A 25,062-nucleotide genomic window follows, 5' to 3' on the forward strand; every position below is an offset into this window, starting at 1 on the left:
TGTTGCAATATAGCAAACTATTTTTCTTCTGAAAGCAACTTTATTTCTTTTTTGTAACTTTCTTTTTAACTACTTTCTTTTTTACAGCTTTCTTCTTAGCTACTTTCTTTTTAGGTGTTTTAGCTTCAATTAACTTAACAGCCTCTTCCTTTGTCATCTTCTCAATCTCTGTAGTTTTAGGCAACTCAACCTTAATTTTACCTTTAATTACATTAAAACGACCCCAACGTGCTTTTTCTACTCTAATTTCAACATCCTCCCAATTATGAAGAACTTTATCTATTTCCTTTTGCTTTTTCGCTTCGATTAATTCAATAATATCATCATCAGAAAGATTATCAAAATCGTATTTCTTATTTACATTGATAAAAATTGAATTCCATTTTAAGAAAGGCCCAAAACGACCAACTCCTTTTTGCACAGGTAAATCTTCATAATGATAAATAGGTGCATCTGCTTTTTGCTTTGCTACAATTAACTCTTCAGCTCTTGGCAAATCTACCTCCATTGGGTTCTCACCTTTATCTAAAGATACAAACATTTTTCCAAAACGGATATAAGGTCCAAAACGACCATTAGAAACAATTACTTCTTCATCTTGAAATACTCCTAACGTTTTTGGAAGCAAGAACAACTCTAAAGCTTCTTCCATCGTAATTGTACCTAAATGCTGATCTTTATTTAAACTTGCAAATACTTTTTCTTCATCTTCGGGCGCACCAATTTGTGCAATAGGCCCAAACTTACCTAAACGCACTAAAACTGTTTTTCCAGATTCTGGATGCTTTCCTAAAATACGCTCTCCACTTTCTCTCTCTGCATTTTCTTTTACATCTTCAACCGTTTTATGAAAGTTAGTATAGAAACCTTTTATCATTTCTATCCAATCCTCATCTCCTTCAGAAATATCATCAAAAGATGATTCTACTTTCGCTGTAAAACCAAAATCTAAAATATTTGAGAAGTTTGCTACCAAGAAATCATTTACTATATTTCCTATATCAGTAGGAATTAACTTGTTTTTATTTGATCCTGTTTTTTCAGTTAGCTTTTGGCTTTTAACAGCTCCTGCTAACAAAATCATTTGCTCATAATCTCTCTCAACACCTTCATTTATCCCCTTTTCTACATAACCTCTTCTTTGTACTGTAGAAATGGTTGGTGCATAAGTAGATGGCCTACCAATACCAAGTTCTTCTAATTGTTTTACTAATGATGCTTCTGTAAAACGATAAGGCGGACTCGTAAATCGTTGTGTTGCATTTATAAAAATGTAATCTAAATTTTCTCCAACTTTTAAATTTGGAAGCATTCCTGCTTGTTCTTCATCTTCATTGTCATTTCCTTCTAAATACACTTTTAGAAAACCATCAAACTTTATCATTTCACCATTTGCAGTGAATATTTTTGAATTTTCTGTATTCTCAATCTTAAAGTTAGTTCTCTCTAATTGTGCATCGCTCATTTGAGAAGCCAACGTTCTCTTCCAAATTAAATCATACAATCTATTTTGATCATACTCTGTATTAATAGAATGTGCTTTCATGCTTGTCGGACGAATTGCTTCATGGGCCTCTTGAGCACCTTTCGTTTTCGATTTAAAAACACGTTGCTTACTATATTCTTTTCCGTAATAATTCGTAATCTCTTCTTCGGCAGCATTTCTTGCATCAACAGATAAATTTACACTATCTGTTCTCATATAAGTAATTAAACCGGCTTCATACAAACGTTGTGCTACCTGCATTGTTTTTGCAACTGGAAACCCTAATTTCCTTGATGCTTCCTGTTGTAATGTTGATGTAGTAAATGGTGCAGCTGGAGATTTTTTTGCTGGTTTTTTTGTTAACTCTGCAATAGAAAAATCTGCATTCGCGCATGATTTTAAAAATTCTTCAGCAGATTTTTTAGAATCGAAATTCTTTGGAATCGTTGCTTTAAAAGTTTTCCCTTCATTATTAGAAAACTCAGCAATTACTTTATAATGTGTAGCAGATACAAAGCCTTGTATACTTCTTTCTCTCTCTACAATTAATCTTACAGCAACAGACTGAACTCTACCTGCTGATAATCCTCCTTTTACTTTACGCCATAAAACTGGCGACAATTCATACCCAACAAGCCTATCTAAAACTCTACGTGCTTGTTGTGCATTTACCATATTATAGTCTATATCTCTTGGATTTTCGACTGCTTTTAAAATGGCATTTTTTGTAATTTCATGAAAAACAATACGCTTTGTATTTTCATCCTTTAATTTTAGTTGTTCTTTTAAATGCCATGCAATTGCCTCTCCTTCTCGATCCTCATCACTCGCTAACCAAACAGTGTCTGCTTTTTTAACTAACGCTTTTAATTTCTTAACAACTGGCTTCTTATCATCAGAAACAATGTATTTCGGACTAAAATCTCCATCAACATCAATTCCTAACTCTTTAGATGGCAAATCTGCAATATGACCATAACTAGACTCTACTTGAAAATCTTTTCCTAAAAATTTTTCAATCGTTTTTGCCTTTGCAGGTGACTCAACTATAACTAAATTTTTTGCCATATCTCTCTTCAATTATCTTTTTCACACCATATATAATGATGCTTTTCAATTTGCAAAAGTAGAATCTTTTTTTTAATAAAAAATTTTTTGTTGCATTTTACGTATAAAAACTACATTTATCTAGATAATAATTTTCTGCCAATTTGTCACCTGTTTTATATTTTGGTTGTATCTTTGCAACCATTTTTAATATGAATATGGAGCACACTGAAAAGGTTATAGATGAACAAATACAAGGGCAAGCTCTTGTTACTGATAAGAAAAAAGAAAATACTAAAAAATTATTTATAGAAAGTTACGGTTGTCAAATGAACATGAACGACAGCGAAATAGTAGCTTCTATTTTAGCAGAACAAGGCTTTAACACCACACAAGTTTTAGAAGATGCTGATTTAGTTTTAGTAAATACTTGCTCTATCAGAGAAAAAGCTGAAACAACCATTCGTAAACGTTTACAAAAATACAATGCCGTTAAAAAGGTAAACCCAACGATGAAAGTTGGAGTTTTAGGTTGTATGGCAGAACGTTTAAAGGAAAAGTTTTTAGAGGAAGAAAAAATCGTTGATTTGGTTGTTGGACCAGATGCCTATAGAGACTTACCTAATTTACTAGATGAAATTGATGCTGGTAGAGATGCTATAAATGTAATTTTATCGAAAGAAGAAACTTATGGTGATGTAGCTCCTGTTCGTTTAAACTCTAACGGAGTTTCAGCATTCGTATCTATTACTCGTGGCTGTGACAATATGTGTACTTTTTGTGTAGTTCCGTTTACTAGAGGTCGTGAAAGAAGTAGAGATCCTAAAAGTATTTTAGAAGAAATTAGATCTATGAACGATCAAAACTTTAAAGAAATTACTTTATTAGGTCAAAATGTTGATAGTTACCTTTGGTATGGCGGTGGTCTAAAAAAAGATTTCAAGAAAGCTTCTGAAATGATGCAAGCTACTGCCGTAGACTTTGCTCAATTATTAGATATGGCCGCAACTGAATTTCCTAAAATGAGATTCCGTTTTGCAACTTCTAATCCACAAGATATGAGTTTAGACGTTATTCATACAATGGCTAAACACAAGAACATTTGTAAATATCTTCATTTACCTGTTCAAAGTGGAAGTAATAACATGTTAAAAGCCATGAACCGTCAACACACTCGTGAAGAATACATGGAATTGGTTGACAATATCTTTAGAATTATTCCAGAGATGTCTCTATCACAAGATATGATTGTTGGTTTTTGTGGGGAAACTGAACAAGATCATCAAGATACCTTAGATCTAATGAGATATGTAAAATATGACTTTGGTTTTATGTTTGCCTATTCTGAAAGACCAGGAACTTTGGCTGCTAAAAAAATGCCAGACGATGTACCTTTCGCTACAAAGAAAAGACGTTTACAAGAAATTATAGACCTACAACAAGAACACGCCTTATACAGAACACAACAACATTTAGGAAAAGTTGAAGAATTTTTAATTGAAGGAACTTCTAAAAAAAATCCGAATGAATGGAAAGCTAGAAATACACAAAACACAGTAGCTGTTTTTCCTAAGGAAAATTATAAATTAGGTGAATTTGTAATGATAAAAATAGAAGATTGTACTTCTGCAACCTTAAAAGGAACTGTTATTGGATATTCGGATAATAATTAAAAACTACCTTCAAAGAAATGGAAAACCTACAAGCTATAAAACAACGTTTTGGTATTATCGGAAACGATATACAGTTAAACCGTGCTATTGAAAAAGCAATTCGTGTTGCTCCAACAGATATTTCGGTTTTAGTTACTGGTGAAAGCGGTGTAGGTAAAGAAAATATACCAAAAATAATTCATCAATTATCACACAGAAAGCATGCAAAATACATAGCTGTTAACTGTGGGGCTATTCCTGAAGGAACTATTGACAGTGAATTATTCGGTCATGAAAAAGGTGCTTTTACCGGAGCAACAACTTCACGTAAAGGATATTTTGAAGTTGCCGATGGAGGAACTATTTTCTTAGATGAAGTTGGTGAATTACCACTAACAACACAAGTACGTTTATTACGTGTTTTAGAAAATGGTGAATTTATAAAGGTAGGATCATCACAAGTACAAAAAACAGATGTACGTATTGTAGCTGCTACAAACGTAAATATGCAGCAAGCAATTTCAAAAGAAAAATTTAGAGAAGACTTATACTACCGTTTAAGCACCATCGAAATTGATTTACCTCCTTTACGCGACAGAAATGAAGATATTCATTTATTGTTTAGAAAATTTGCATCTGATTTCGCTCAAAAATATAGAATGCCCACTATTCGACTAGATGAAAATGCTGTGAAAGTATTATTAAACTATCGTTTCCCTGGTAATATTCGTCAATTAAGAAATTTAGCTGAACAAATTTCTGTTGTAGAAGAAAGTCGCCTAATCACAGTAGAAAAACTAATTCAATACCTTCCTAAAAACAAAGGAAATTTACCTGCTGTAGTTGGAGAAAAATCTAGTAATTCAGATTTTGCCAATGAACGAGATATTATGTATAAAATCTTGTTTGACATGCGAAATGATATTAATGATTTAAAAAAACTTACGCTAGATTTGATGCAGAATGGTGATGCAGAACAGGTGAAAGAAGAAAATCACGGATTAATAGAGCGAATTTACCAAAAACAAGAGCAACCAGAATCTCAAAACATAGAGGTTGTTCAAATTCCGCAATCTTCATCAGTTCAAAATAATTACGAGTATGCTGAGACGATTGAAGAAGATGAAAATTTATCATTGCAAGAAAAGGAAATTGAAATGATACGAAAGTCTTTAGAAAAAAACAGCAATAAACGTAAATTAGCTGCTAAAGAACTAGGTATCTCTGAACGAACCTTATATAGAAAAATAAAACAGTACGATTTATAAAATTGTATATTATATAACACCCAAATTGTTTATTTTTGATTTTATGAAAAAACTTTTTTACAACCTTATTTTCATTACCACAACCATTATAATGATAGGTTGTGGAGCCTATTCATTTACTGGTGGAAATACAGGAAAAGCCAAAACCATACAAGTTGATTTTTTTCAAAACCAAGCGCCTTTAATCGAGCCTACTCTAAGTCAAAAATTCACACAAGATTTACGTGATTTATTTACACGTCAAACCAATTTAACCTTAGTGAACTCTTCGGGTGATTTGCATTTTTCGGGTGAAATTACTGATTACAGAATTACACCGATGAGCGCAACTGCAAACCAAACAGCTGCACAAAACCGATTAACAATTACCGTAAATGTTGTTTACGAAAATAGGTTAGAAGAAAAAGATAGTTTTGAAAAACGTTTTTCTTTTTACCATGATTATGGTGCTACTCAACAATTAACAGGTGGTATATTAGATACTGCTTTAAAAGAAATTCTAGAAAGAATTACACAAGATATTTTTAATGCCTCAGTTGCTAAATGGTAAAACATTGAATAAAGAAAAATACATACAAATATTAAAAAAACCAGCATTGATTTCGCATGAAAATAGTGCTGAGTTAAAAAGTATTATTAAGATACACCCCTATTTTCAATCAGCAAAAGCATTACATTTAAAAATCTTAAAAACTCAAGAAAGCTATAAGTATAATAACGAATTAAAACTTACAGCTGCGCAAACCACAGATCGCACTGTTTTATTCGACTTTATTACTTCTAAGACTTTTAAGGAAACCCCTATTAAAAAAGAGGAAAAATTAAGTTTAAAAGAAATTCTTCTTCCTAAGAAAAAAACAACATTAGTTGCTACTATTAAAAAGGATTTAGCAATTGGAAAACCACTCGCATTTACACAAGATGAATCTTTCTCTTTTAATCAATGGCTCCAACTCTCTTCTGAAACTACAATTACAAGAGATAAGCCTTTAATTAAAGAAAAATTATCACCTACTAAAAGCGCTGGTAAAAATGCAATTATTGATCGTTTTATAGAAACTTCACCGAAAATATCTAGACCGAGTAAGACCAATCCTTCTGATGTTAAAATCGTTGAAAAGAAACAAAACTCGCAATTAGCTACAGAAACATTAGCTAAAGTTTACCTTGAACAAAAGAAATATGAAAGTGCTATACAAGCTTATAAAATATTAAGTTTGAAATATCCAGAAAAAAGTGGTTTCTTTGCAGACCAAATTAAAAGAATACAAATTTTACAAAAAAATAAATAATGACAACTTATACTCTACTTTTGGTGTTAATATTGATTGTTGCAATAGCATTAATCTTAATCGTAATGGTACAAAACCCTAAAGGTGGCGGATTATCTTCTTCTTTTGGAGGTGGTGGAGCTCAAAACATTGGTGGTGTACAAAACACTAATAGTTTTTTAGACAAAGCTACTTGGACTTTAGCAATTGCAATGTTTGCTTTAATTTTAATGGCAAATTTCGCTATTCCTAGAGGTAATACTTCTGATGCACCTCAATTAAATAGTGCTTTAGAGAATGTAGAAACAACTGCTCCTGCGACTACACCAGCAGCAAACGATACAACAAAAGATAGCGTTAAGTAATCTTACATAAAATAAATATAAAAATGCCAACGTAAATGACACGTTGGCATTTTTTATGCACACAATTTAAAGTTATTTAGAAAAATTGGCATAAAACTTCTAATGGCATAATTTCTGTCTATTTTTATAACTCAAAACAAACACTTAATCATAATTTATATAAAATGGGATTAAACATAAAACCTTTAGCTGATAGAGTTCTTATAGAACCAGCTGCAGCAGAAACTACTACAGCGTCTGGACTTATCATTCCTGATAATGCAAAAGAGAAACCACAAAAAGGAACTGTTGTTGCTGCTGGAAACGGAACAAAAGATGAGCCTTTAACTGTTAAAGTTGGCGATACTGTTTTATACGGTAAGTATGCTGGTACTGAATTAAAGCATGAAGGAAGTGATTATTTGATCATGAGAGAGAGCGATATTTTCGCAATTATCTAAACTCTACTTCTGTTTTTAGCTTAAAAACACAATTAAAATAATTAGTAAATTATTCTTTTAGTTTAAAAGTAAATCTTTAAAACTAAAAACAAAATATAAGATAAAATGGCAAAAGATATAAAATTTGATGTTGATGCTCGTGACGGGTTAAAACGTGGAGTTGATGCATTAGCAAATGCAGTAAAAGTAACATTAGGTCCTAAAGGACGTAATGTAATTATTTCTAAATCTTTCGGTGCACCTCACGTAACTAAAGATGGTGTTACTGTAGCTAAAGAAATTGAATTAGAAGATTCTTTAGAGAACATGGGTGCTCAAATGGTTAAAGAGGTGGCTTCTAAAACGAACGACTTAGCTGGTGACGGTACTACAACAGCTACTGTATTAGCACAAGCTATTGTAAAAGAAGGTTTAAAAAACGTTGCCGCAGGTGCAAATCCTATGGATTTAAAGCGTGGTATTGACAAAGCCGTTACTGCTATTACAGCTGATTTAGCAAAACAATCTCAAGAGGTTGGTAATTCATCAGAAAAAATACAACAAGTAGCTTCTATTTCTGCTAATAACGATAAAGTTATTGGAGATTTAATTGCCACCGCTTTTGGTAAAGTTGGTAAAGAAGGAGTTATTACTGTTGAAGAAGCTAAAGGAATGGATACATATGTAGACGTTGTTGAAGGTATGCAATTTGATAGAGGTTATTTATCACCTTACTTTGTTACTGATGCTGATAAAATGGTTGCTGAATTAGACAATCCATATATTTTATTATTCGATAAAAAGATTTCTAACTTACAAGAAATTCTTCCAATATTAGAGCCTGTTTCTCAATCAGGAAGACCTTTATTAATTATTGCTGAAGATGTTGATGGACAAGCATTAGCTACTTTAGTGGTAAATAAATTACGTGGTGGTTTAAAAATTGCTGCAGTAAAAGCTCCAGGATTTGGAGATCGTAGAAAAGCAATGTTAGAAGACATTTCTATCTTAACTGGTGGAACTGTAATTTCTGAAGAAAGAGGTTTCTCTTTAGAGAATGCAACTTTAGATTTATTAGGAACAGCTGAAACTGTTACTATTGATAAAGACAATACTACTATTGTTAATGGTTCTGGAGATGAAGCATTAATTAAAGCTCGTGTAAGTCAAATTAAAGCTCAAATTGAAACAACTACTTCTGATTACGATCGTGAAAAACTACAAGAACGTTTAGCTAAATTAGCTGGTGGTGTTGCTGTTTTATATGTAGGTGCTGCTTCTGAAGTAGAAATGAAAGAAAAGAAAGATCGTGTTGATGATGCTTTACATGCAACTCGTGCTGCTGTAGAAGAAGGTATCGTTGCTGGTGGTGGTGTTGCTTTAGTTCGTGCTAAAAAAGTATTAGAAGCTATTGAAACAGAAAACTTAGATGAAACTACTGGTGTGCAAATTGTAAACAAAGCAATTGAATCTCCATTACGTACCATTGTTGAAAATGCAGGTGGAGAAGGTTCTGTAGTTATTAATAAAGTTTTAGAAGGTGAAAAAGACTTTGGTTATGATGCTAAATCTGAAGCGTATGTAAATATGTTAGATGCTGGTATTATTGATCCTAAAAAAGTAACTCGTGTTGCTTTAGAAAATGCTGCTTCTGTAGCAGGTATGATCTTAACTACCGAATGTGCTTTAATTGATATTAAAGAAGATGCTCCTGCAATGCCTCCAATGGGTGGTGGGATGCCAGGAATGATGTAGTCGAGAAGCTCGACACCTAAAATATTAAAAACCTCGAAAAATTTCCTCGGGGTTTTTTTGTGGAATGATTTTTGTTAACTTATGTTAAAAACATGAGGAAAATTACAGCATTACTTATACTACTTATTTTTAATGATTTATACTCTCAAAAAAGTTCAAAAATAGATTCTGCATATACTGATTACTTTGAAAACACAAGAGAGATACCTTATTTACATTTAAATAAAACTTCTTTTTTAAAAGGTGAGGAAATATGGTTCCAATCTTATGTAATAGAACAAAACTCTGGTAAACTCCACCCAACCACCTCTAACCTTTATGTTTCTATTTTTAATCAATTAGGTGAGATGAAAGATCAACACTTAATTCATATTAAAAACGGAATAGGTAAAGGAAATATTTATATAGATTCAACTTTTAAAGATGAAACATATTTTATCAAAGCATCTACTAATTGGATGAAGAATTTTAGCGAAGACAATTCTTACATTCAAAAAATAAAAATTATTTATCCAATTAAAAAAGAGAAAAAAACGATTTTTTCAGAAAATAGTAATTTTGAATTTCAACTCTTTCCAGAAGGTGGACATATAATCGCAAATACAAACAATACTATTGGTATCTTGATTAAAGATTCTAAGAATAAAGGGATAAAAATTAAAAAAGGGCTTATAAAAAATAATCTTGGCGAAATCATTTCTGAATTTGAAAATAACAATTTAGGAATGGGTGTAAAGAAAATTTTTATTCCTGAAGATGAAACAATCACTTTTGAAGCTACTTTAGCAAATAATTATATTATAAAAACAAAAACGAGTGTTCCAGAAAAAAAAGGAATAACTATAAACTCAGAAACTTTAGATAAAACTTTTAAATTAAATATTATAACTAATAGTAATACTTTAGAAACATTAAACTTAAAAAAATATAGAATTTTGGTACATAACACTAGAAATTACAAAAACTATTTTTTTACTTTTAATAAAAAAACTAAAATATATACTTTAATCTTGGATAAACAGGAATTATCAAAAGGAATACATATAATTACAGTTTTTAACGAAAAGAACATTCCTATTTTAGAAAGATTAATTTATAATAAATTTGATAAATCATCAATAAACAATTTAAAAATAAGTGCACTAAAACCGATGAACGATTCCACAGTCATTCGTATTTCTAATAATTCTAGTGACAAATTATATTTAAGTGCATCTTTTTTACCAAATGTAACCAAAAGCTACAAACCTTTAAATAATATATATTCTAAGACTATATTATTACCTTATTTAAAAGGTAATGTCGAAAAACCTAAATATTATTTCAATAAAAAAAATAAAAACAGATTAAAAGACTTAGACTTATTATTATTAACTCAAGGATGGAGTAAATACGAATGGTCTAACTTATTTAATAAGCCACCTAGCAATCATTTCGAATTTACACAAGGGATAGATATAAAAGTGCATTTAAACAGGCCACTAAGAAAAAAACAATCTATTCTTATTTATTCTTTAAAAAATAATATCTTCAGGAAGATATTACCAAATAAGAAACCTTACATATTAAAAAAATCTTATGTAAAAAAGGGATCCGAAATTCATTTTTCTTTAAAAAACAAAAATGATTTACTAAAAATAAGACCTATACTTTCTTACAATAAAGGAAAAATTTCAGATTATTTAAACTTAGACTATTTAAATAAAATTGATGCTCTTTCCAAAAAGAAAGAAGAAGGAAAAGCTACTTCTAATTTTTTTAATTTATTAAAAGAAAATGAAATTTTAGATGAAGTAATTATAAATGGGGAAAAAAAGTTTGACAATAACACATCTTTAATTGCAAATTCCTTTAAAAAAATTAATTTCAAAGAATTACCCTTTGCTAAAACAAGTTTAATTCAGTTTTTAGAACACGTATATGATCGATATAAATATTCAAGACATTACTTAGGTGTTTTTTATTTAAATGGAGAAAAGATGAGTAGAACCAATTCTGTAATGGGGATATCTATGAATCAAGTAAGAGAAGTAAGAATAGGAGCACCATCTTTCGGTAGGGCAAAAGAAATTCACATCTATACGTATTCATCAACAGAATTGAATAAATTAAATATAAAAACTACTGGAGTCAAACTCCCAATAGGTTTTCAAGAAAATAAAGAATATTACCAACCTAAATACTCATCTTATAACAACGATACATATACAAGTTTTGGCGCAATTTACTGGAAACCTAACATCGTCATTGAACCCTTTTCTGAAATAGAGTTTGAAATTCCTTTAAACTCTCAAGAAATTATAAATGGCTACTTTGAAGGAATTTATCACTCAGGTAAATTACTTTCTAATAAAAAAATTATAAAAATTGATTGATTTTAACAAATTCCTATACTAATAATTACTCTTCAGAGTATAGAGTAAACTACAGCTATATAAATTATTAAAAACACAAGTGAAAGAAGGTTCTGTAGTTATTAATAAAGTTTTAGAAGGTTAAAAAGACTTTGGTTATGATGCTAAATCTGAAGCATATGTAAATATGTTAGATGCTGGTATTATTCATCCTAAAAAAGTAACTCGTGTTGCTTTAGAAAATGCTGCTTCTGTAGCAGGTATGATCTTAACTACCGAATGTGCTTTAATTGATATTAAAGAAGATGCTCCTGCAATGCCTCCAATGGGTGGTGGAATACCAGGAATGATGTAGTCGAGAAGCTCGACACCTAAACACAAAAAACCTCGATAATATTAATTATCGAGGTTTTATTTTAATCTCTTACTAACCGAATGATTATCTTAATTACAACAAAAGCTATAAAAACATAAGTCCATACTGAGGTTTTGCCTCCATCTTCTCCACCATCGTTATCATAATCTTTATACCTTTCTTTAGCTATCGCTTTTTGCTCTTCTTTAGGATCAATTAAAAACTCATTACATTGATTTTCAAAAGTAGGTTTTGCACTTGTTAAAGAGCATATGATACCAATATCACTAAATTTTCTTTTTGTACATATTTTACAATACTGCAATTTTTCGTTTAATTCCATAATTCACATCACTTTATTTTAGTAGCTAAAATACCGTTTTATGTCAAAAAAATATTAAACAGGCTTAATCTATAATAACTCTAAATTATATTTTCCTTTCTACAACATAGTCAATCATTTGTTGCAATGAGCTTTTATATGCTGATTCTGGGAAGTTTTCGAGTATTGCCAATGCTTTATCTTTATATCCATGCATTTTAGATGTAGCATACTCCAATCCACCATTAGTATTCACAAAAGCTATAACTTCTTTTACTCGCTTTTTATTTTTATTGTGTTTTTTTACAGAATTTATTAACCAAGACTTTTCTTTTTTAGAACAATTATTCAACGTATAAATTAACGGAAGTGTCATTTTTTGCTCTTTAATATCAATTCCTGTAGGCTTACCTATTTCATCTTCAGTATAATCAAATAAATCATCTTTAATTTGAAAGGCAATACCAATATATTCTCCAAATTTCCTCATTTTTTGAACAACTTCATTACTTGCTCCTACTGATGCCGCTCCAATACCACAACAAGCGGCGATTAAAGTTGCTGTTTTTTGTCGAATAATATCAAAATAAATCTCTTCTGTAATATCTAGTTTACGTGCTTTTTCTATTTGAAGTAATTCTCCTTCGCTCATTTCTCTTACAGCAATCGAAATTAGCTTTAAAATATCAAAATCCTCATTATCAATAGAAAGTAACAATCCTTTTGATAATAAAAAATCACCTACTAAAACAGCTATTTTATTTTTCCAAAGAGCATTCACAGAAAAGAAACCACGTCTACGGTTACTATCATCAACTACATCATCATGTACTAAAGTTGCTGTATGTATTAATTCGACTACAGAAGCTCCACGATAAGTACGCTCATCAAACCCTCCATCTGAAACCATTTTAGCCACTAAAAAAACAAACATTGGTCGCATTTGTTTTCCTTTTCGACGCACTATATAATAAGTAATTCTATTTAATAACGGAACTTTAGATAACATAGCGTCTTTGAATTTTGTTTCAAAGAGCTCCATCTCATTCTTAATAGGAAGTTTTATTTGCTCTACTGGTTTCATTAATACTGAAGTAAATTCAAGTTAGAGGTAAAAGTAATTGTTTTCTTAAATATGAAACAACAAAAACACTATTTTATGTTCTTTTTATTAAGGAAACATATATGAATATAATTGATTTATATTTACAGAAGACCTTCATCCATATAAAATAATGAATACTACAGAACAACATTTAAAAACAAGAACTATTGCTTTTGTAATTATCTTTATTCTATTTATATCTATTGGCTACCTACTTACAATCGATTCTAACTCTATTCCAATTGATGAATCTCAACCAAACTACCAAGTTAACAGATCTTGTTTAGGTAACCCCGTTTTACTACCCTATGCATTTATTGGGTTTCCTTTAATACTATTTTTAAGTATAATTGATATTTTATTACTCACTTTCTTAAAGAAAATAACATATAAGAAAGTAATCATTAACATTTTAATTATACTCTTCTCTTATTTATTAATTTTAATGTTGCCTTGGTAGCTAATATTTATTTAAACAAGTACCTTCTTAACTCAAAAATATTAAATACATTTGGCTTGCTTAAAATCAGAGAAAAAATAATCAATAAAAATAAATTACTATGCAAAACATTCACTTTCCTGTTAACTTCGAGTTTAAAACATCTTCATTAGCTAATGACTTCACTGCTACAGATAGCAGTAGTAAGACTATTGCTTATGTTCGTCAAAAAATGTTTAAACTTAAAGAAGATATTAGCGTATATAATAACGAAACAAAATCGAAAATAAACTATAAAATTAAAGCTGATAAATGGCTTGATTTTTCTACTGCTTATTCTTTTTCTGACGACAAAGGTTTAGAGTTTGGAAAAGTTGTAAGAAAAGGTTGGAAGTCAATATGGAATGTTCACTATCAGATTATTGATCAACACCAAAAACAACAATATGTTATTAATGAAGAAAATCCTTGGGTTAAAGTTTTAGACTCTTTATTAGGTGAAATACCTATTCTAAACTTTTTTACAGGATATTTTTTCAACCCTACCTACCTTGTTAAAGATATGCAAGGTAAAACCATTGTTAAACTAAAAAAATTAAAATCTTTCTTAGGTAAAAGCTTTGAAGTTTCTAAAGTAGCTGAACTAGACAATGACGATGACGATAGAGTTATGCTTGCCTTAATGATGTTTGTTTTATTAGAAAGAAGAAGAGGTTAAGACCTTCTTATAAAAAAAAAAAGAGATGAATTAATTCATCTCTTTTTTTTTTATTTTTTTTTTAAAATTAACTATTAGTTATTTACATCATAAATTGTCTAATCTCTTTATCTAAAAAATATCGGAAGTACTTGGCTATTCAATAACTACAGTTTAAAACGCTATATTAATTAGAAATAAAGAATAAATTTTTACGTTTTATTTGCTAATTGACCACAAGCGGCATCAATGTCTTTTCCTCTTGAACGTCTAACATTTACGGTAATGTCATGCATTTCTAAATTAGAAATGTAATTATTTATAGCCTCAGGACTTGCTTGTTGAAATTCTCCGTCATCAATAGGGTTATACTCTATTAAATTTACCTTACAAGGTACGTGCTTACAAAATTCAATTAAAGCCTTAATATCTTCCTTTCGATCATTAATACCACCCCAAACAACATACTCATAGGTAATCATTCGTTCAGTTTTCTCATACCAGTATTCTAATGATTCTTTTAAATCTTTTAAAGGAAAAGTTGCATTAAAAGGCATAATAGATGTACGAACTTCATCAATAGCAGAGTGTAACGAAACAGCTAAGTTAAATTTAACTTCTTCATCTGCCATCTTCTTTATTATTTTTGGCACTCCAGATGTAGATACAGTAATTCGTCTAGGAGACATACCCAAGCCCTCAGGAGATGTAATTTTCTCTATAGATTTAATTACATTTTTATAATTCATTAAAGGCTCTCCCATTCCCATAAAAACAATATTTGAAAGTTTTTTATTGTAATACAATAAGCTTTCTTTATTAATTGCTGCTACTTGATCGAAAATTTCATCAGGGTTTAGGTTTCGCATTCTCTTTAAACGTGAGGTCGCACAGAATAAACAGTCTAAACTACAACCTACTTGACTAGAAACACAAGCTGTTGTACGGGTTTTTGTTGGTATTAAAACCGACTCAACAACTAAACCATCATGTAAACGAACTGCATTTTTTACAGTACCGTCTTTACTACGTTGCATCGTATCAACCTTAATATGGTTAATCACAAAATTCTCATCCAGCATTTTACGTGTATCTTTCGATAAATTGGTCATATCATCAAATGAATGTGCAGATTTACTCCACAACCATTCATATATTTGATTACCACGAAATGCCTTATCTCCATTTTCTACAAAAAAATCACGTAATTGTTCTTTTGTTAATGCGCGTATGTCTTTTTTCTTAACTTCCATCAGGTGCAAAAATACATAAAACCTCACAAGTAATCTTGTGAGGTTTTATAAATCGTTTTATTATATATACTATAAAATTAACATCGCATCTCCATACGAATGAAATTTATACTTTTCTTTAATTGCTTCTTTGTAAGCCTCCATCATAAAATCATGACCTGCAAAAGCAGAAACCGTCATCATTAAAGTTGATTTAGGTGTATGAAAGTTTGTTATCATAGCATTTGCAATACTAAAATCAAACGGAGGGAAAATAAATTTATTTGTCCATCCTTCAAATTCTTTTAATTTACGCTTAGAGGTAATTGAAGATTCTGTTGCTCTCATAACAGTTGTACCAACAGCACATACTCTTTTCTTTTTTGCTAATGCATTATTTACCATATCTGCAGTCGCTTGAGTTACCTTAATCTTCTCAGAATCCATTTTATGCTTCGATAAATCTTCTACCTCAACTGGATTAAATGTACCCAAACCTACATGTAAAGTTGTTTCTGCAAAATCTACTCCTTTAATTTCTAAACGCTTCATTAAGTGTTTAGAAAAATGTAAACCTGCTGCCGGAGCTGCTACTGCACCTTCATGTTTCGCATAAATTGTTTGGTAACGATCTTCATCTGTTGCCTCAACTTCACGCTTTATATATTTAGGTAATGGTGTTTCACCTAATTTTACTAATTTTTCTCTAAACTCTTCGTAAGGACCATCAAATAAGAAACGTAATGTTCTACCACGTGATGTTGTATTATCAATAACTTCAGCTACTAAACTTTCATCGTCTCCAAAGAATAATTTATTTCCTATTCTAATCTTTCTTGCTGGATCTACTAATACATCCCACAAACGATTTTCAGCGTTTAGTTCACGTAATAAAAACACTTCAATACGAGCACCAGTTTTTTCTTTATTCCCGTACATACGAGCAGGAAAAACCTTTGTATTATTTAACATCATTACATCTCCTTCATCAAAATAATCGATTAAATCTTTAAATAATTTATGTTCGATTTTTTGAGTATCTCTATGTAACACCATTAAACGAGCTTCATCTCTATGCTCTGAAGGATATTCTGCTAATAATTCTTCTGGTAATTCAAAACTAAAATTTGATAATTTCATTTATTTATTTTTATTACGTGCGCAAATATACGATTTGGAGATAGGCCTTGTCAAGTGATTCGCCTTTTATTTTACTTCAACAGTTTCTAAACCTACTTGTTGCATGTCTTTCCAAAAATTTCGATACGATTTAGTTACCACTTCTGCTTCTAAAATAATGATTGGTGTTTTTAATGCCAAAGGTGCAAATGCCATTGCCATTCTATGATCATTATAAGTAGCAATTTTTACATTTTCTTTAATTTTTTCGGAAGTTTTTAAATGCAAACTTTCATTGGTTACGTTAATCGTTGCTCCTAATTTAGTTAACTCTTCTTTTAGCGCTTCTAATCGATCCGTTTCTTTAATTTTTAAGGTATGAAGCCCAGATAAATCACAAGCTATCCCTAATCCAAAACAAGTAACCGCAATGGTTTGAGCAATATCTGGTGCATTCTTTAAATCCTCTATTAAAACAGCCGAATTATGTTTTCCTTCCTTTGTTAAAATAATTGAATTTTCTTGAAAAGCAGTTGTTACTCCAAAATGTTTATAAATTTTAGCTAAGCAACTATCTCCTTGTAAACTATCTTTTTTATAGGCTGATAATTTTACAGTAGCTCCTATTTCACTCAAAGCTATTAATGAATAGAAATAAGAAGCTGAACTCCAATCTGACTCTACAACAATGTTTTGTTCTGAACTAACTTCTTTTGCTTGAATACTTATAATATTCTCATTAAATTTTGCAATAACACCTATTTGATGTAGTAGTTTTAATGTCATATTAATATAAGGAACTGAAGTAATCTTCCCTTTTAATTCAATTTCTAGTCCGTTTTTTAAGCTTGGAGCAATTAACATTAATGCTGAAATATATTGACTACTTACATTTCCATCAATAGCAACTTTATCTTTTACTATTTTGTTTCCTGTAATTTTTATTGGTGGATACCCTTCTTTACCTACATACTCAATAGTTGCTCCTAAATCACGAAGTGCATTTACCAAAATTTCAATAGGACGATTATGCATTCGCTCTGATCCTTGTAATATTTTGGTTTCACCTTCTTGCGTTGCAAAAAAAGCTGTTAAAAAACGCATTGCTGTTCCTGCATGACCAATATCAGCTATTTGATTACTTGAAGATAATGCTTCTTGTAAATGATGTGTATCGTCTGAATCTGATAGGTTATTAATCGTTACGTTAGTAAATAGTTGTTGTATTATTAACAATCTATTCGATTCACTTTTTGAACCAGAAATAATTACTTCTGAAGTAATTTTATGGTTTTTATTGGTTGTAAGTTGTAAGTTCATTGTTATTTAGTTTTTTTAAAACTAATGTTTACTTTGTTTTTTTATTAACCACATATACTGCGTATAAAATACTAACAGTTGCTTTAGTTAACCAAAAACGTTTCCATTTACCTTCTGAAAAATTAATCGTATTTACTGTTTCAAAGTCTCCTGAAAACAAGGGCCCTCCACTATTTACGACTAATGAAAATAAGGCTACAAAAACGATAAAAGGAATTCCAACTTTAAGTACATTGATCCAAAAAAGTCCTTTTTGCATCTTTTTAAGTAAGCTCATTTATTTTAGTTTTTCGTTGTTATGATGGCGGTCGTGGTCACGCTTTGTTTTTATATCCAATTTTTTATCAAAGGCTTCTTGAAGATTTATACCTGTTTGGTTTGCTAAACATAATACTACAAACATAACATCAGCAAGTTCTTCTCCTAAATCTTTGTTTTTGTCACTCTCTTTTTCACTCTGCTCTCCATAACGTCGTGCAATAATTCGCGCAACCTCCCCTACTTCTTCTGTTAATTGTGCCATATTTGTTAATTCGTTAAAATAACGAACTCCATGGTTTTTTATCCAATTATCAACTTCTTTTTGAGCGTTTTGTATATCCATTTTTATTCTTACATTTAAAATTCAAATATAAATATTTCTTTTGGGCTAATTTATTCGTCAAGGCGGATTTTTTCTATTCTTGCCTGCTTTAAACAAAATAATTTTATTCCCATCAGGATCTAACAAATGTGCTTCTCTCCATAACCATGTTTCATCTTTCGGTAATTGAGAAAAAATAATTCCTTTTTCTTGAAGTTCTTTAACTAATTTATCTAAATTTTCGTCTTCAAAATAAACTACAATATTATTCTCTTTAGCAAGTTTTGTTACTTTATGAACCGAGAAAGTAGCATCTCCATCTGGCACTTCAAAACGTACATATCTAGGGCTTGCATCTACAATAAGATGCAAGCCTAGTTTTATGTAAAACTTTGTTGATTCTTCTACATTTAAAGACGAAATTGTAACTTGATTTAAATTCATTTTTTCACCTTTTCTCGTTTAACAACTCTTGTTAAGATAAATAAAAAGAATAACCCTATTGCTGATATTAAGGTTACAATCCACCATGTTTTATCAAAACCTAAAGCATCTACCATTTGCATTCCTGAGTTGTGCCCAAAAATATGGGCTAAAGAAAATGCAATACTATAATATGCCATATACTCTCCTTGATTTCCTTTTTTTGCTCTTTCCATTACAAAAGCATTCGAAAATGGAAAGGCAATCATTTCTCCTATCGTCATAAATAACATTCCTACAATTAAAATACCTCCCCAGCCAGTTAAATTTAATACTAAAAAACTTATTCCTGTTAAAAACAAACCAACGAACATTAAACGTTCTTTTGAATACTTACTTTCTTCTAACCATTTTATTAATGGCATTTCTAATAAGAAAATTAAAAATCCGTTTAATCCCATTAGCAATCCAATTTCTAATTCAGATAAATGGTGTGCATCTTTATAATACAATGGTATTGTTGAAAAGTATTGCAAGAACACAAATCCAAAAATAAACATCGCTACAAAAAATACCCAAAACGCCTTATCAGAAAATACCGAAACTGGGTTTTCTACTTTTACTTCATCTAAAACTCTTGCCTTCTTAGGATTCAATACTTTTACGAGTAATAATGTAGCTAAAATACAGGTAATACCATCTACCCAAAACAATCCACCATAACTTAACGAGGTTATAATAATTCCTCCTACTGCTGGCCCTGCAGAAAAACCTAAATTAATTGCTAAACGTATAAGTGTTACCGATCGTGTTTTATTTTCTGGTTTACTATACGCACTTAAAGCCACAAACATTGCGGGTCTAAAAGTATCTGCCACCAACATTACCAAAAATATACCAATACAAAACCCATAAAATGTAGTTACAAATTGTAACGCAATAAATAACAACCCTGTTAAGAATAAACTTGTTTTCATTACTTTATACGATCCTATTTTATCAGTTAATCTTCCTCCTAACCAAGATCCTAATACCGATCCTGCTCCGAAACAACTCATAATCCAACCGACATCTTTTAAACTAAAATCTAAATCTTTAGTTAAATACAACGACAAAAACGGAATTACCATTGTACCCGCCCTATTTATTAATGTAATTAGTGCCAGCCACCAAACCTCTTTCGAGAGGCCTTTAAAAGTATCTAAATAATTAAAATATAGTTTTTTCATAATATGTGTGGTTTAGTGGTTTTGAGTTTGATCTAAAAATAAAAAGCCCGACTGTGAAGTCGGGCTTTTTATAATTGATATATTTTATATTTAAATAATCATAATACATAAGTAGCCCAACATGTACCGTATCTCACGGTCCATTTACATTGCTTATATGTATTAAAAATTGTCATTTTATCTTAATTAAGATGTAAACATATAAAAAAAACATATACACCTAACATTAAGGAATATATAAATTCATTTTTATACTCATTCTAAACAAGTATAATATCAATTAGGTACAGTTTCATTTGCCTTAATCAATAAAAAAAAATCTTTAAAAGGAACATCTAATCCATTCGTCGATACAAAAAGGTTATTCAACTTTTAAAAAAATATTTTTCTTTATTACTCAGCTATCTTTGAAGTATAAATGAAACATAAAGTAAATCTCTTCTAGCAAAAACAGAAGTCACTAAAAAGAAACATTTATTAAAAAGGAGTATCAATATTTAAAAACCTTTGTGTAAAAAAATTATTAAATCGCTAAACCTACTATTTTACGATTTTATACAAATTATTTTAATTAGTCTAGTATCGTTTTTAAATGAAACTAGCATTATATTAAAAAGAGTCCCCATTCTTTATCTTATTAGGTGCGAATGTAAACTGAGTAATTTTAGCTTGCATTCGTTACCTCTCCTTTATGTTATAAAACACCTCTTTACTAATCAACTCAACCTTTTCTATCAATCTCAAATCTATTAAAAAGTTAAACATTACTTTCCTATAAAAAGCTGTTGTGATTTTTAATAGCTATCGTTATTTATATTCTATTTTGGTTCCTTAGGCTAACTCAATAAAAAACACTAGGTATCTAAGAACAAATAATACTTGATGACTTCTAAATAATTATCTATAAACTGTTTTAATAGCTACATTTAATCCATTTATCTATACATAAAAGCTACTCACCGTTAATAGAAATTTCTATTTAAGATGTTGTAATATCTTTGAAGTATAAATGAAACATAAAGTAAATCTCGCCAAACAGATAGAGGTCACTAAAAAGAAACATTTAGTATAAAAAAATTCAAAAATATTGTAAAGATTCAAAACCTTTTGTGCAATTATATTTTATTAAATCGCTAAACCTACTACTTTTCGATTTTATACAAAATTGGTTTACTTGAAGTAGCATCATTTTCTAATGGTGCTGTCATTAAGTTTAAAAAATAATCCCCGTCTTTTATATCATTAGGTACGAATGTAAACTCAGTAATTGTAGCTTGCATTCGTAACCTCCCCTTAGTATTCCAAAAAGCATTGTGGGCTAATAATTCATCTTTCCTCTACCTACCAATCACAAATCTACAAATAGACTTTAAACATCACTCTTTTAAAGAAATGTTCTTGCTTTTCTAATAACCATACTGATTTACATACAAACTCTTCTTTAGAAAGATAAGAACTTACACACCTCTAACAAAAACATAAACGCCTATAAAACAACACGTTAATTAGCATTTATTTAAATCCAGAAACTGTTTTAATAGCTACATTTAATCCATTTATCTATACATAAAAGCCTCTCACCTTTAATAGGACTTTCTATTTAAGATGTTGTAATATCTTTGAAGTATAAATGAAACATAAAGTAAATCTCGCCAAACAGATAGAGGTCACTAAAAAGAAACATTTAGTATAAAAAAATTAAAAAATATTGTAACGATTCAAAACCTTTTGTGCAATTATATTTTATTAAATCGCTAAACCTACTACTTTTCGATTTTATACAAAATTGGTTTACTTGGGGTAGCATCATTTTCAAATGGTGCTGTCATTAAGTTTAAAAAATAATCCCCGTCTTTTATATCATTAGGTACGAATGTAAACTCAGTAATTGTAGCTTGCATTCGTAACCTCCCCTTAGTATTCCAAAAAGCATTGTGAGCTAATAATTTGCCCTCATCTTTTTCTTTATCTACCGAAGGTAAATCTATTAATAAATGCTCAACATTACTTTCTTTTAAAAAAATCGCTGCGGCTTCTAATAAATATGGCGGATTTGTATTTGAATATTTCGCTGATATTTTACTATCTGAATTTGGTAAAGTTCTAATTACTATTGCTTCTACGCTCTTACTATTTAAAACTTTTTCTAGTTGTTCTTTGGTAATAACAAAATCTCCATTCTCTAACTCTTTAGGCGTAATTGTTACCACCTTAGCTAAAAAGAAAAACTTGTTTAAATTTTTATTAACAGAATACACTTCTTTGGTAATATGACCTACACATTCAGTATGTGTTATATGTGCATGCGGATTGAATGATATATTATTAAAATTTACATCTGCTCCTTCTGCTACACGACCTACCCAATCTCCTGACGTAACAGGTGAGATCTTTGGATCATCTAAATACCATGCATTTACATTTTCTTTTGAAACATCTATTGCTATAGAAATATCTAAGGGTTTAGATAAGTCTATTTGATATTTTTTTGATTTGTGTTGTATCTCTGCAATCATATTTTATTATTTAACTATAAATAATTCTGAAGCTAAACCATCTGCTAAAAATTTTCCTTTTGCAGTCGTTTTTAATACTCTATCTTCATTACATCTCGATAAAGAAGATGCCGATTGCTTCGTTTCTCTCTTAATGATGAGTAAACCTTCATCTATAAACTTCTTTGACGAAGTTACTAATTGTTCTCTAAATTCTTCAGCTACTTTATTTAATGAAACACCCCAAATAGTTCGCAAGCCCGTCATTAAATATTCATTAAATTGATCTTCTTTTGTTAGTTCTTCACTTTCATTCGGTAAATTACCTTCTTGAAGTTCTTTTATATATTTTGCGTTATTCGCTATATTCCAACTACGATGTGTTTTACTAAACGAATGTGCAGAGGGACCAATACCGATATACTTTTTACCCAACCAATAACTTGTATTATGTTTTGAAAAATAATCGGGCTTTCCAAAATTTGATATCTCGTAATGTACAAATCCGTTTTTAGCGGTTTCTGCTACCAAAATATCAAAATGCTCTTTTGCTTCGGTTTCATCTGGTGCGGGATACTTTCCGTTTTTCACAAAACTATCTAGTACCGTTTTAGGCTCAACAGTTAAGGCATAACTTGAAATATGATTCACACCAAAATCGAATGCTATTTGCAAATTTTCTCTCCAGCGTTCATTACTCATATTCGGAACACCATAAATTAAATCTACCGTAATATTATCAAAATGGCGAGTCGCCATAGTCAAACACTCTTTTGCTTCTTTTGAATTATGTGCACGATTCATGCTTTTTAAATCTTCTTCAAAAAAAGATTGTACGCCAATACTTAGTCTATTTATTCCTGCTAATTTATATTCTTCAAAAATAGTTCTCGACTGCGCTCGAACGGACAAATCATCCGGATTCGCCTCTAAAGTAATTTCAGGATTTTCAATTACTTTATAATTCTGATGAATTGCTTTTAATAAGGTTTCTATTTCTTCTTTTGATAATAAAGAAGGGGTTCCTCCACCAAAATAAATAGTCTCTATCGTTTCATTTGCTAATTCTTCTTTCCTTAGCTCTAACTCTTTTACCATGCATAACACCAACTCATCTTTCTTCTTTAGAGAAGTAGAAAAATGAAAATCGCAATAAAAACATGCTTGCTTGCAAAACGGTATGTGTATATAGATTCCTGCCATAAAAAAAGCAAGATAGTAAAATCTTGCTTTTCTTTATTATTTATATTAGAGACTGTTAATAGTTACTATAAACTGTATTAAAAGTTCCATTAGTAACCCTTATAATTTCATTGCCATTTTTGGCTATTAAATCATAATTACCTATCAATTGGGTTACAGCAGCTCCTATATTCTTTTCTAACAAATTAAAATTTCCTTCTGTTTCATATTCCGTTACAGTTAAACCATCCTTATCAAACTTAGATAAGACTACTTTATTTACTTGAGAATTTAAATCAAAGGCATAATTACCTGTACTTGTATTATCATGATTTAATATGAAAGTAATTTGATATTCATCATCACTAAATTGATTTAAATGTATATCCGAACCTGAGAAAAAACCTCCTTCTGAATCAGAATCAACTGAATACCAGTCTTTACCTTCAATCTCTGCATAAACTTTAAGGCCTGGGTAATTAGGCTCTTTATCTATATAAGAAATATTAAAAGCTCCTTCTACAAAATGCTTTTCTGAATCTAGATCATGTTCATCTTCATACAAATTTCCAGAAAACACCGCAGAAACTCTATTATTTGACTCATCAATGTTTAGTAATTCAAAATTAAAAAAGTTAGACTTATAGTATTCATAACTTATAGATAAAGGAATATTAAAATTTCCTAAAGGGTAAGAATTTGCCGAATTTAGATTTCCGTATTTATTAAACTGGATCGTAAAAGATTGTTCGTTTATAGATGATGATCCTGTAACAATAATACCGTCTTCTATCTTGAAAGCTGTCCAAGTATCAATCGTTATTTTCTCATTTTTATACATATATTCAAAAGAGTCCTTAGAGCTTCCTGTTGGATCATCAGAAGAACTACAACCAAAAATGACAATTAAAATCACACAATAAAGTAAATTTTTCATAAATTAT

Annotated in this window: 23 protein-coding genes and 2 pseudogenes; 11 read left to right on the forward strand and 14 right to left on the reverse strand. The window is 30.1% G+C overall.

The features are described from left to right. Positions 1-40: 40 nt before the first annotated feature. The gene (gene topA, locus H518_RS0103825; RefSeq protein ID WP_028887838.1) at positions 41-2,554 is read right to left on the reverse strand and encodes a type I DNA topoisomerase; all 2,514 of its coding nucleotides are present in this window, start codon (positions 2,552-2,554) and stop codon (positions 41-43) included. A 197-nt stretch (positions 2,555-2,751) separates the two neighbouring features. On the opposite strand from topA, the gene miaB reads away from it, so the two are divergent. The 9 genes and pseudogenes from miaB to groEL form a co-directional block, all read left to right on the forward strand. After that, positions 2,752-4,206: a tRNA (N6-isopentenyl adenosine(37)-C2)-methylthiotransferase MiaB gene (gene miaB, locus H518_RS0103830; protein ID WP_028887839.1), complete on the forward strand. Its 1,455-nt coding sequence runs from the start codon at positions 2,752-2,754 to the stop codon at positions 4,204-4,206. A 17-nt stretch (positions 4,207-4,223) separates the two neighbouring features. Beyond that, on the forward strand, positions 4,224-5,453 hold the full coding sequence (locus tag H518_RS0103835) for a sigma-54 interaction domain-containing protein (RefSeq protein ID WP_028887840.1): 1,230 nt from the start codon (positions 4,224-4,226) through the stop codon (positions 5,451-5,453). A gap of 43 nt (positions 5,454-5,496) precedes the next feature. Next, entirely contained in the window at positions 5,497-6,003 is a 507-nt protein-coding gene (locus tag H518_RS0103840; RefSeq protein ID WP_028887841.1) for an LptE family protein, read from the forward strand. Then, a complete protein-coding gene (locus H518_RS0103845) occupies positions 5,981-6,745 on the forward strand; it encodes a hypothetical protein (RefSeq protein ID WP_081411151.1) in 765 nt (254 codons plus the stop codon). The genes H518_RS0103840 and H518_RS0103845 overlap by 23 nt, the downstream gene beginning before the upstream one ends. Further along, the gene (secG, locus tag H518_RS0103850; RefSeq protein ID WP_028887843.1) at positions 6,745-7,089 is read left to right on the forward strand and encodes a preprotein translocase subunit SecG; all 345 of its coding nucleotides are present in this window, start codon (positions 6,745-6,747) and stop codon (positions 7,087-7,089) included. The genes H518_RS0103845 and secG overlap by 1 nt, the downstream gene beginning before the upstream one ends. A gap of 164 nt (positions 7,090-7,253) precedes the next feature. Then, on the forward strand, positions 7,254-7,529 hold the full coding sequence (locus H518_RS0103855; RefSeq protein WP_028887844.1) for a co-chaperone GroES: 276 nt from the start codon (positions 7,254-7,256) through the stop codon (positions 7,527-7,529). 105 nt (positions 7,530-7,634) lie between these two features. Then, on the forward strand, positions 7,635-9,263 hold the full coding sequence (gene groL, locus H518_RS0103860; protein WP_028887845.1) for a chaperonin GroEL: 1,629 nt from the start codon (positions 7,635-7,637) through the stop codon (positions 9,261-9,263). Between the two features lie 92 nt (positions 9,264-9,355). Beyond that, complete coding sequence (locus H518_RS0103865; protein WP_028887846.1) at positions 9,356-11,638, forward strand: hypothetical protein; 2,283 nt, start codon at positions 9,356-9,358, stop codon at positions 11,636-11,638. A gap of 85 nt (positions 11,639-11,723) precedes the next feature. Next, positions 11,724-11,972 (forward strand): annotated as a pseudogene (groEL, locus tag H518_RS20745) (chaperonin GroEL); the annotation flags it as partial. Positions 11,973-12,033: 61 nt separating this feature from the next. Here groEL and H518_RS0103875 read toward each other — a convergent pair. Both H518_RS0103875 and H518_RS0103880 read right to left on the reverse strand, forming a co-directional pair. Beyond that, complete coding sequence (locus H518_RS0103875) at positions 12,034-12,315, reverse strand: hypothetical protein (protein ID WP_028887847.1); 282 nt, start codon at positions 12,313-12,315, stop codon at positions 12,034-12,036. A gap of 85 nt (positions 12,316-12,400) precedes the next feature. Further along, positions 12,401-13,378, reverse strand: coding sequence for a polyprenyl synthetase family protein (locus tag H518_RS0103880; protein ID WP_028887848.1), 978 nt, complete (start codon positions 13,376-13,378; stop codon positions 12,401-12,403). A 151-nt stretch (positions 13,379-13,529) separates the two neighbouring features. Between H518_RS0103880 and H518_RS0103885 the strand changes: the two genes are divergently transcribed. Both H518_RS0103885 and H518_RS0103890 read left to right on the forward strand, forming a co-directional pair. Beyond that, a complete protein-coding gene (locus H518_RS0103885) occupies positions 13,530-13,859 on the forward strand; it encodes a hypothetical protein (RefSeq protein ID WP_028887849.1) in 330 nt (109 codons plus the stop codon). Between the two features lie 100 nt (positions 13,860-13,959). Continuing rightward, positions 13,960-14,556 carry an LURP-one-related/scramblase family protein gene (locus tag H518_RS0103890; protein ID WP_028887850.1) on the forward strand — a complete coding sequence of 199 codons (597 nt, stop codon included), beginning with the start codon at positions 13,960-13,962 and terminating at the stop codon, positions 14,554-14,556. Between the two features lie 191 nt (positions 14,557-14,747). Here the strand turns inward: H518_RS0103890 and rlmN are convergent, their stop codons facing one another. The 11 genes and pseudogenes from rlmN to H518_RS0103945 all read right to left on the reverse strand — a co-directional run bounded on the left by rlmN (position 14,748) and on the right by H518_RS0103945 (position 25,055). Then, positions 14,748-15,788 (reverse strand): 23S rRNA (adenine(2503)-C(2))-methyltransferase RlmN, encoded by a 1,041-nt coding sequence (gene rlmN, locus H518_RS0103895; RefSeq protein ID WP_028887851.1) that lies wholly within the window; start codon positions 15,786-15,788, stop codon positions 14,748-14,750. 69 nt (positions 15,789-15,857) lie between these two features. Then, the gene (queA, locus tag H518_RS0103900) at positions 15,858-16,907 is read right to left on the reverse strand and encodes a tRNA preQ1(34) S-adenosylmethionine ribosyltransferase-isomerase QueA (RefSeq protein ID WP_028887852.1); all 1,050 of its coding nucleotides are present in this window, start codon (positions 16,905-16,907) and stop codon (positions 15,858-15,860) included. A gap of 66 nt (positions 16,908-16,973) precedes the next feature. Further along, positions 16,974-18,206, reverse strand: a complete 1,233-nt coding sequence (locus tag H518_RS0103905) for a 3-phosphoshikimate 1-carboxyvinyltransferase (protein ID WP_028887853.1) — start codon at positions 18,204-18,206, stop codon at positions 16,974-16,976. Between the two features lie 28 nt (positions 18,207-18,234). Next, positions 18,235-18,483 carry a hypothetical protein gene (locus tag H518_RS0103910; RefSeq protein WP_028887854.1) on the reverse strand — a complete coding sequence of 83 codons (249 nt, stop codon included), beginning with the start codon at positions 18,481-18,483 and terminating at the stop codon, positions 18,235-18,237. Then, positions 18,484-18,810: a nucleotide pyrophosphohydrolase gene (locus H518_RS0103915; RefSeq protein WP_028887855.1), complete on the reverse strand. Its 327-nt coding sequence runs from the start codon at positions 18,808-18,810 to the stop codon at positions 18,484-18,486. Between the two features lie 57 nt (positions 18,811-18,867). After that, complete coding sequence (locus tag H518_RS0103920) at positions 18,868-19,233, reverse strand: VOC family protein (RefSeq protein WP_028887856.1); 366 nt, start codon at positions 19,231-19,233, stop codon at positions 18,868-18,870. Beyond that, positions 19,230-20,441: an MDR family MFS transporter gene (locus tag H518_RS0103925; protein WP_028887857.1), complete on the reverse strand. Its 1,212-nt coding sequence runs from the start codon at positions 20,439-20,441 to the stop codon at positions 19,230-19,232. Before H518_RS0103925 ends, H518_RS0103920 begins: the two co-directional genes overlap by 4 nt. Positions 20,442-21,583: 1,142 nt before the next feature. After that, positions 21,584-21,769 (reverse strand): annotated as a pseudogene (locus tag H518_RS20750) (cyclase family protein); the annotation flags it as partial. A gap of 435 nt (positions 21,770-22,204) precedes the next feature. Further along, on the reverse strand, positions 22,205-22,957 hold the full coding sequence (locus H518_RS19180) for a cyclase family protein (RefSeq protein ID WP_043706447.1): 753 nt from the start codon (positions 22,955-22,957) through the stop codon (positions 22,205-22,207). Between the two features lie 6 nt (positions 22,958-22,963). Next, complete coding sequence (hemW, locus tag H518_RS0103940) at positions 22,964-24,139, reverse strand: radical SAM family heme chaperone HemW (RefSeq protein WP_028887858.1); 1,176 nt, start codon at positions 24,137-24,139, stop codon at positions 22,964-22,966. A gap of 55 nt (positions 24,140-24,194) precedes the next feature. Continuing rightward, entirely contained in the window at positions 24,195-25,055 is an 861-nt protein-coding gene (locus H518_RS0103945; protein ID WP_028887859.1) for a hypothetical protein, read from the reverse strand. Positions 25,056-25,062: the final 7 nt, after the last annotated feature.

The sequence above is a fragment of the Tenacibaculum ovolyticum DSM 18103 genome (assembly GCF_000430545.1).
GTDB lineage: Bacteria > Bacteroidota > Bacteroidia > Flavobacteriales > Flavobacteriaceae > Polaribacter > Polaribacter ovolyticus.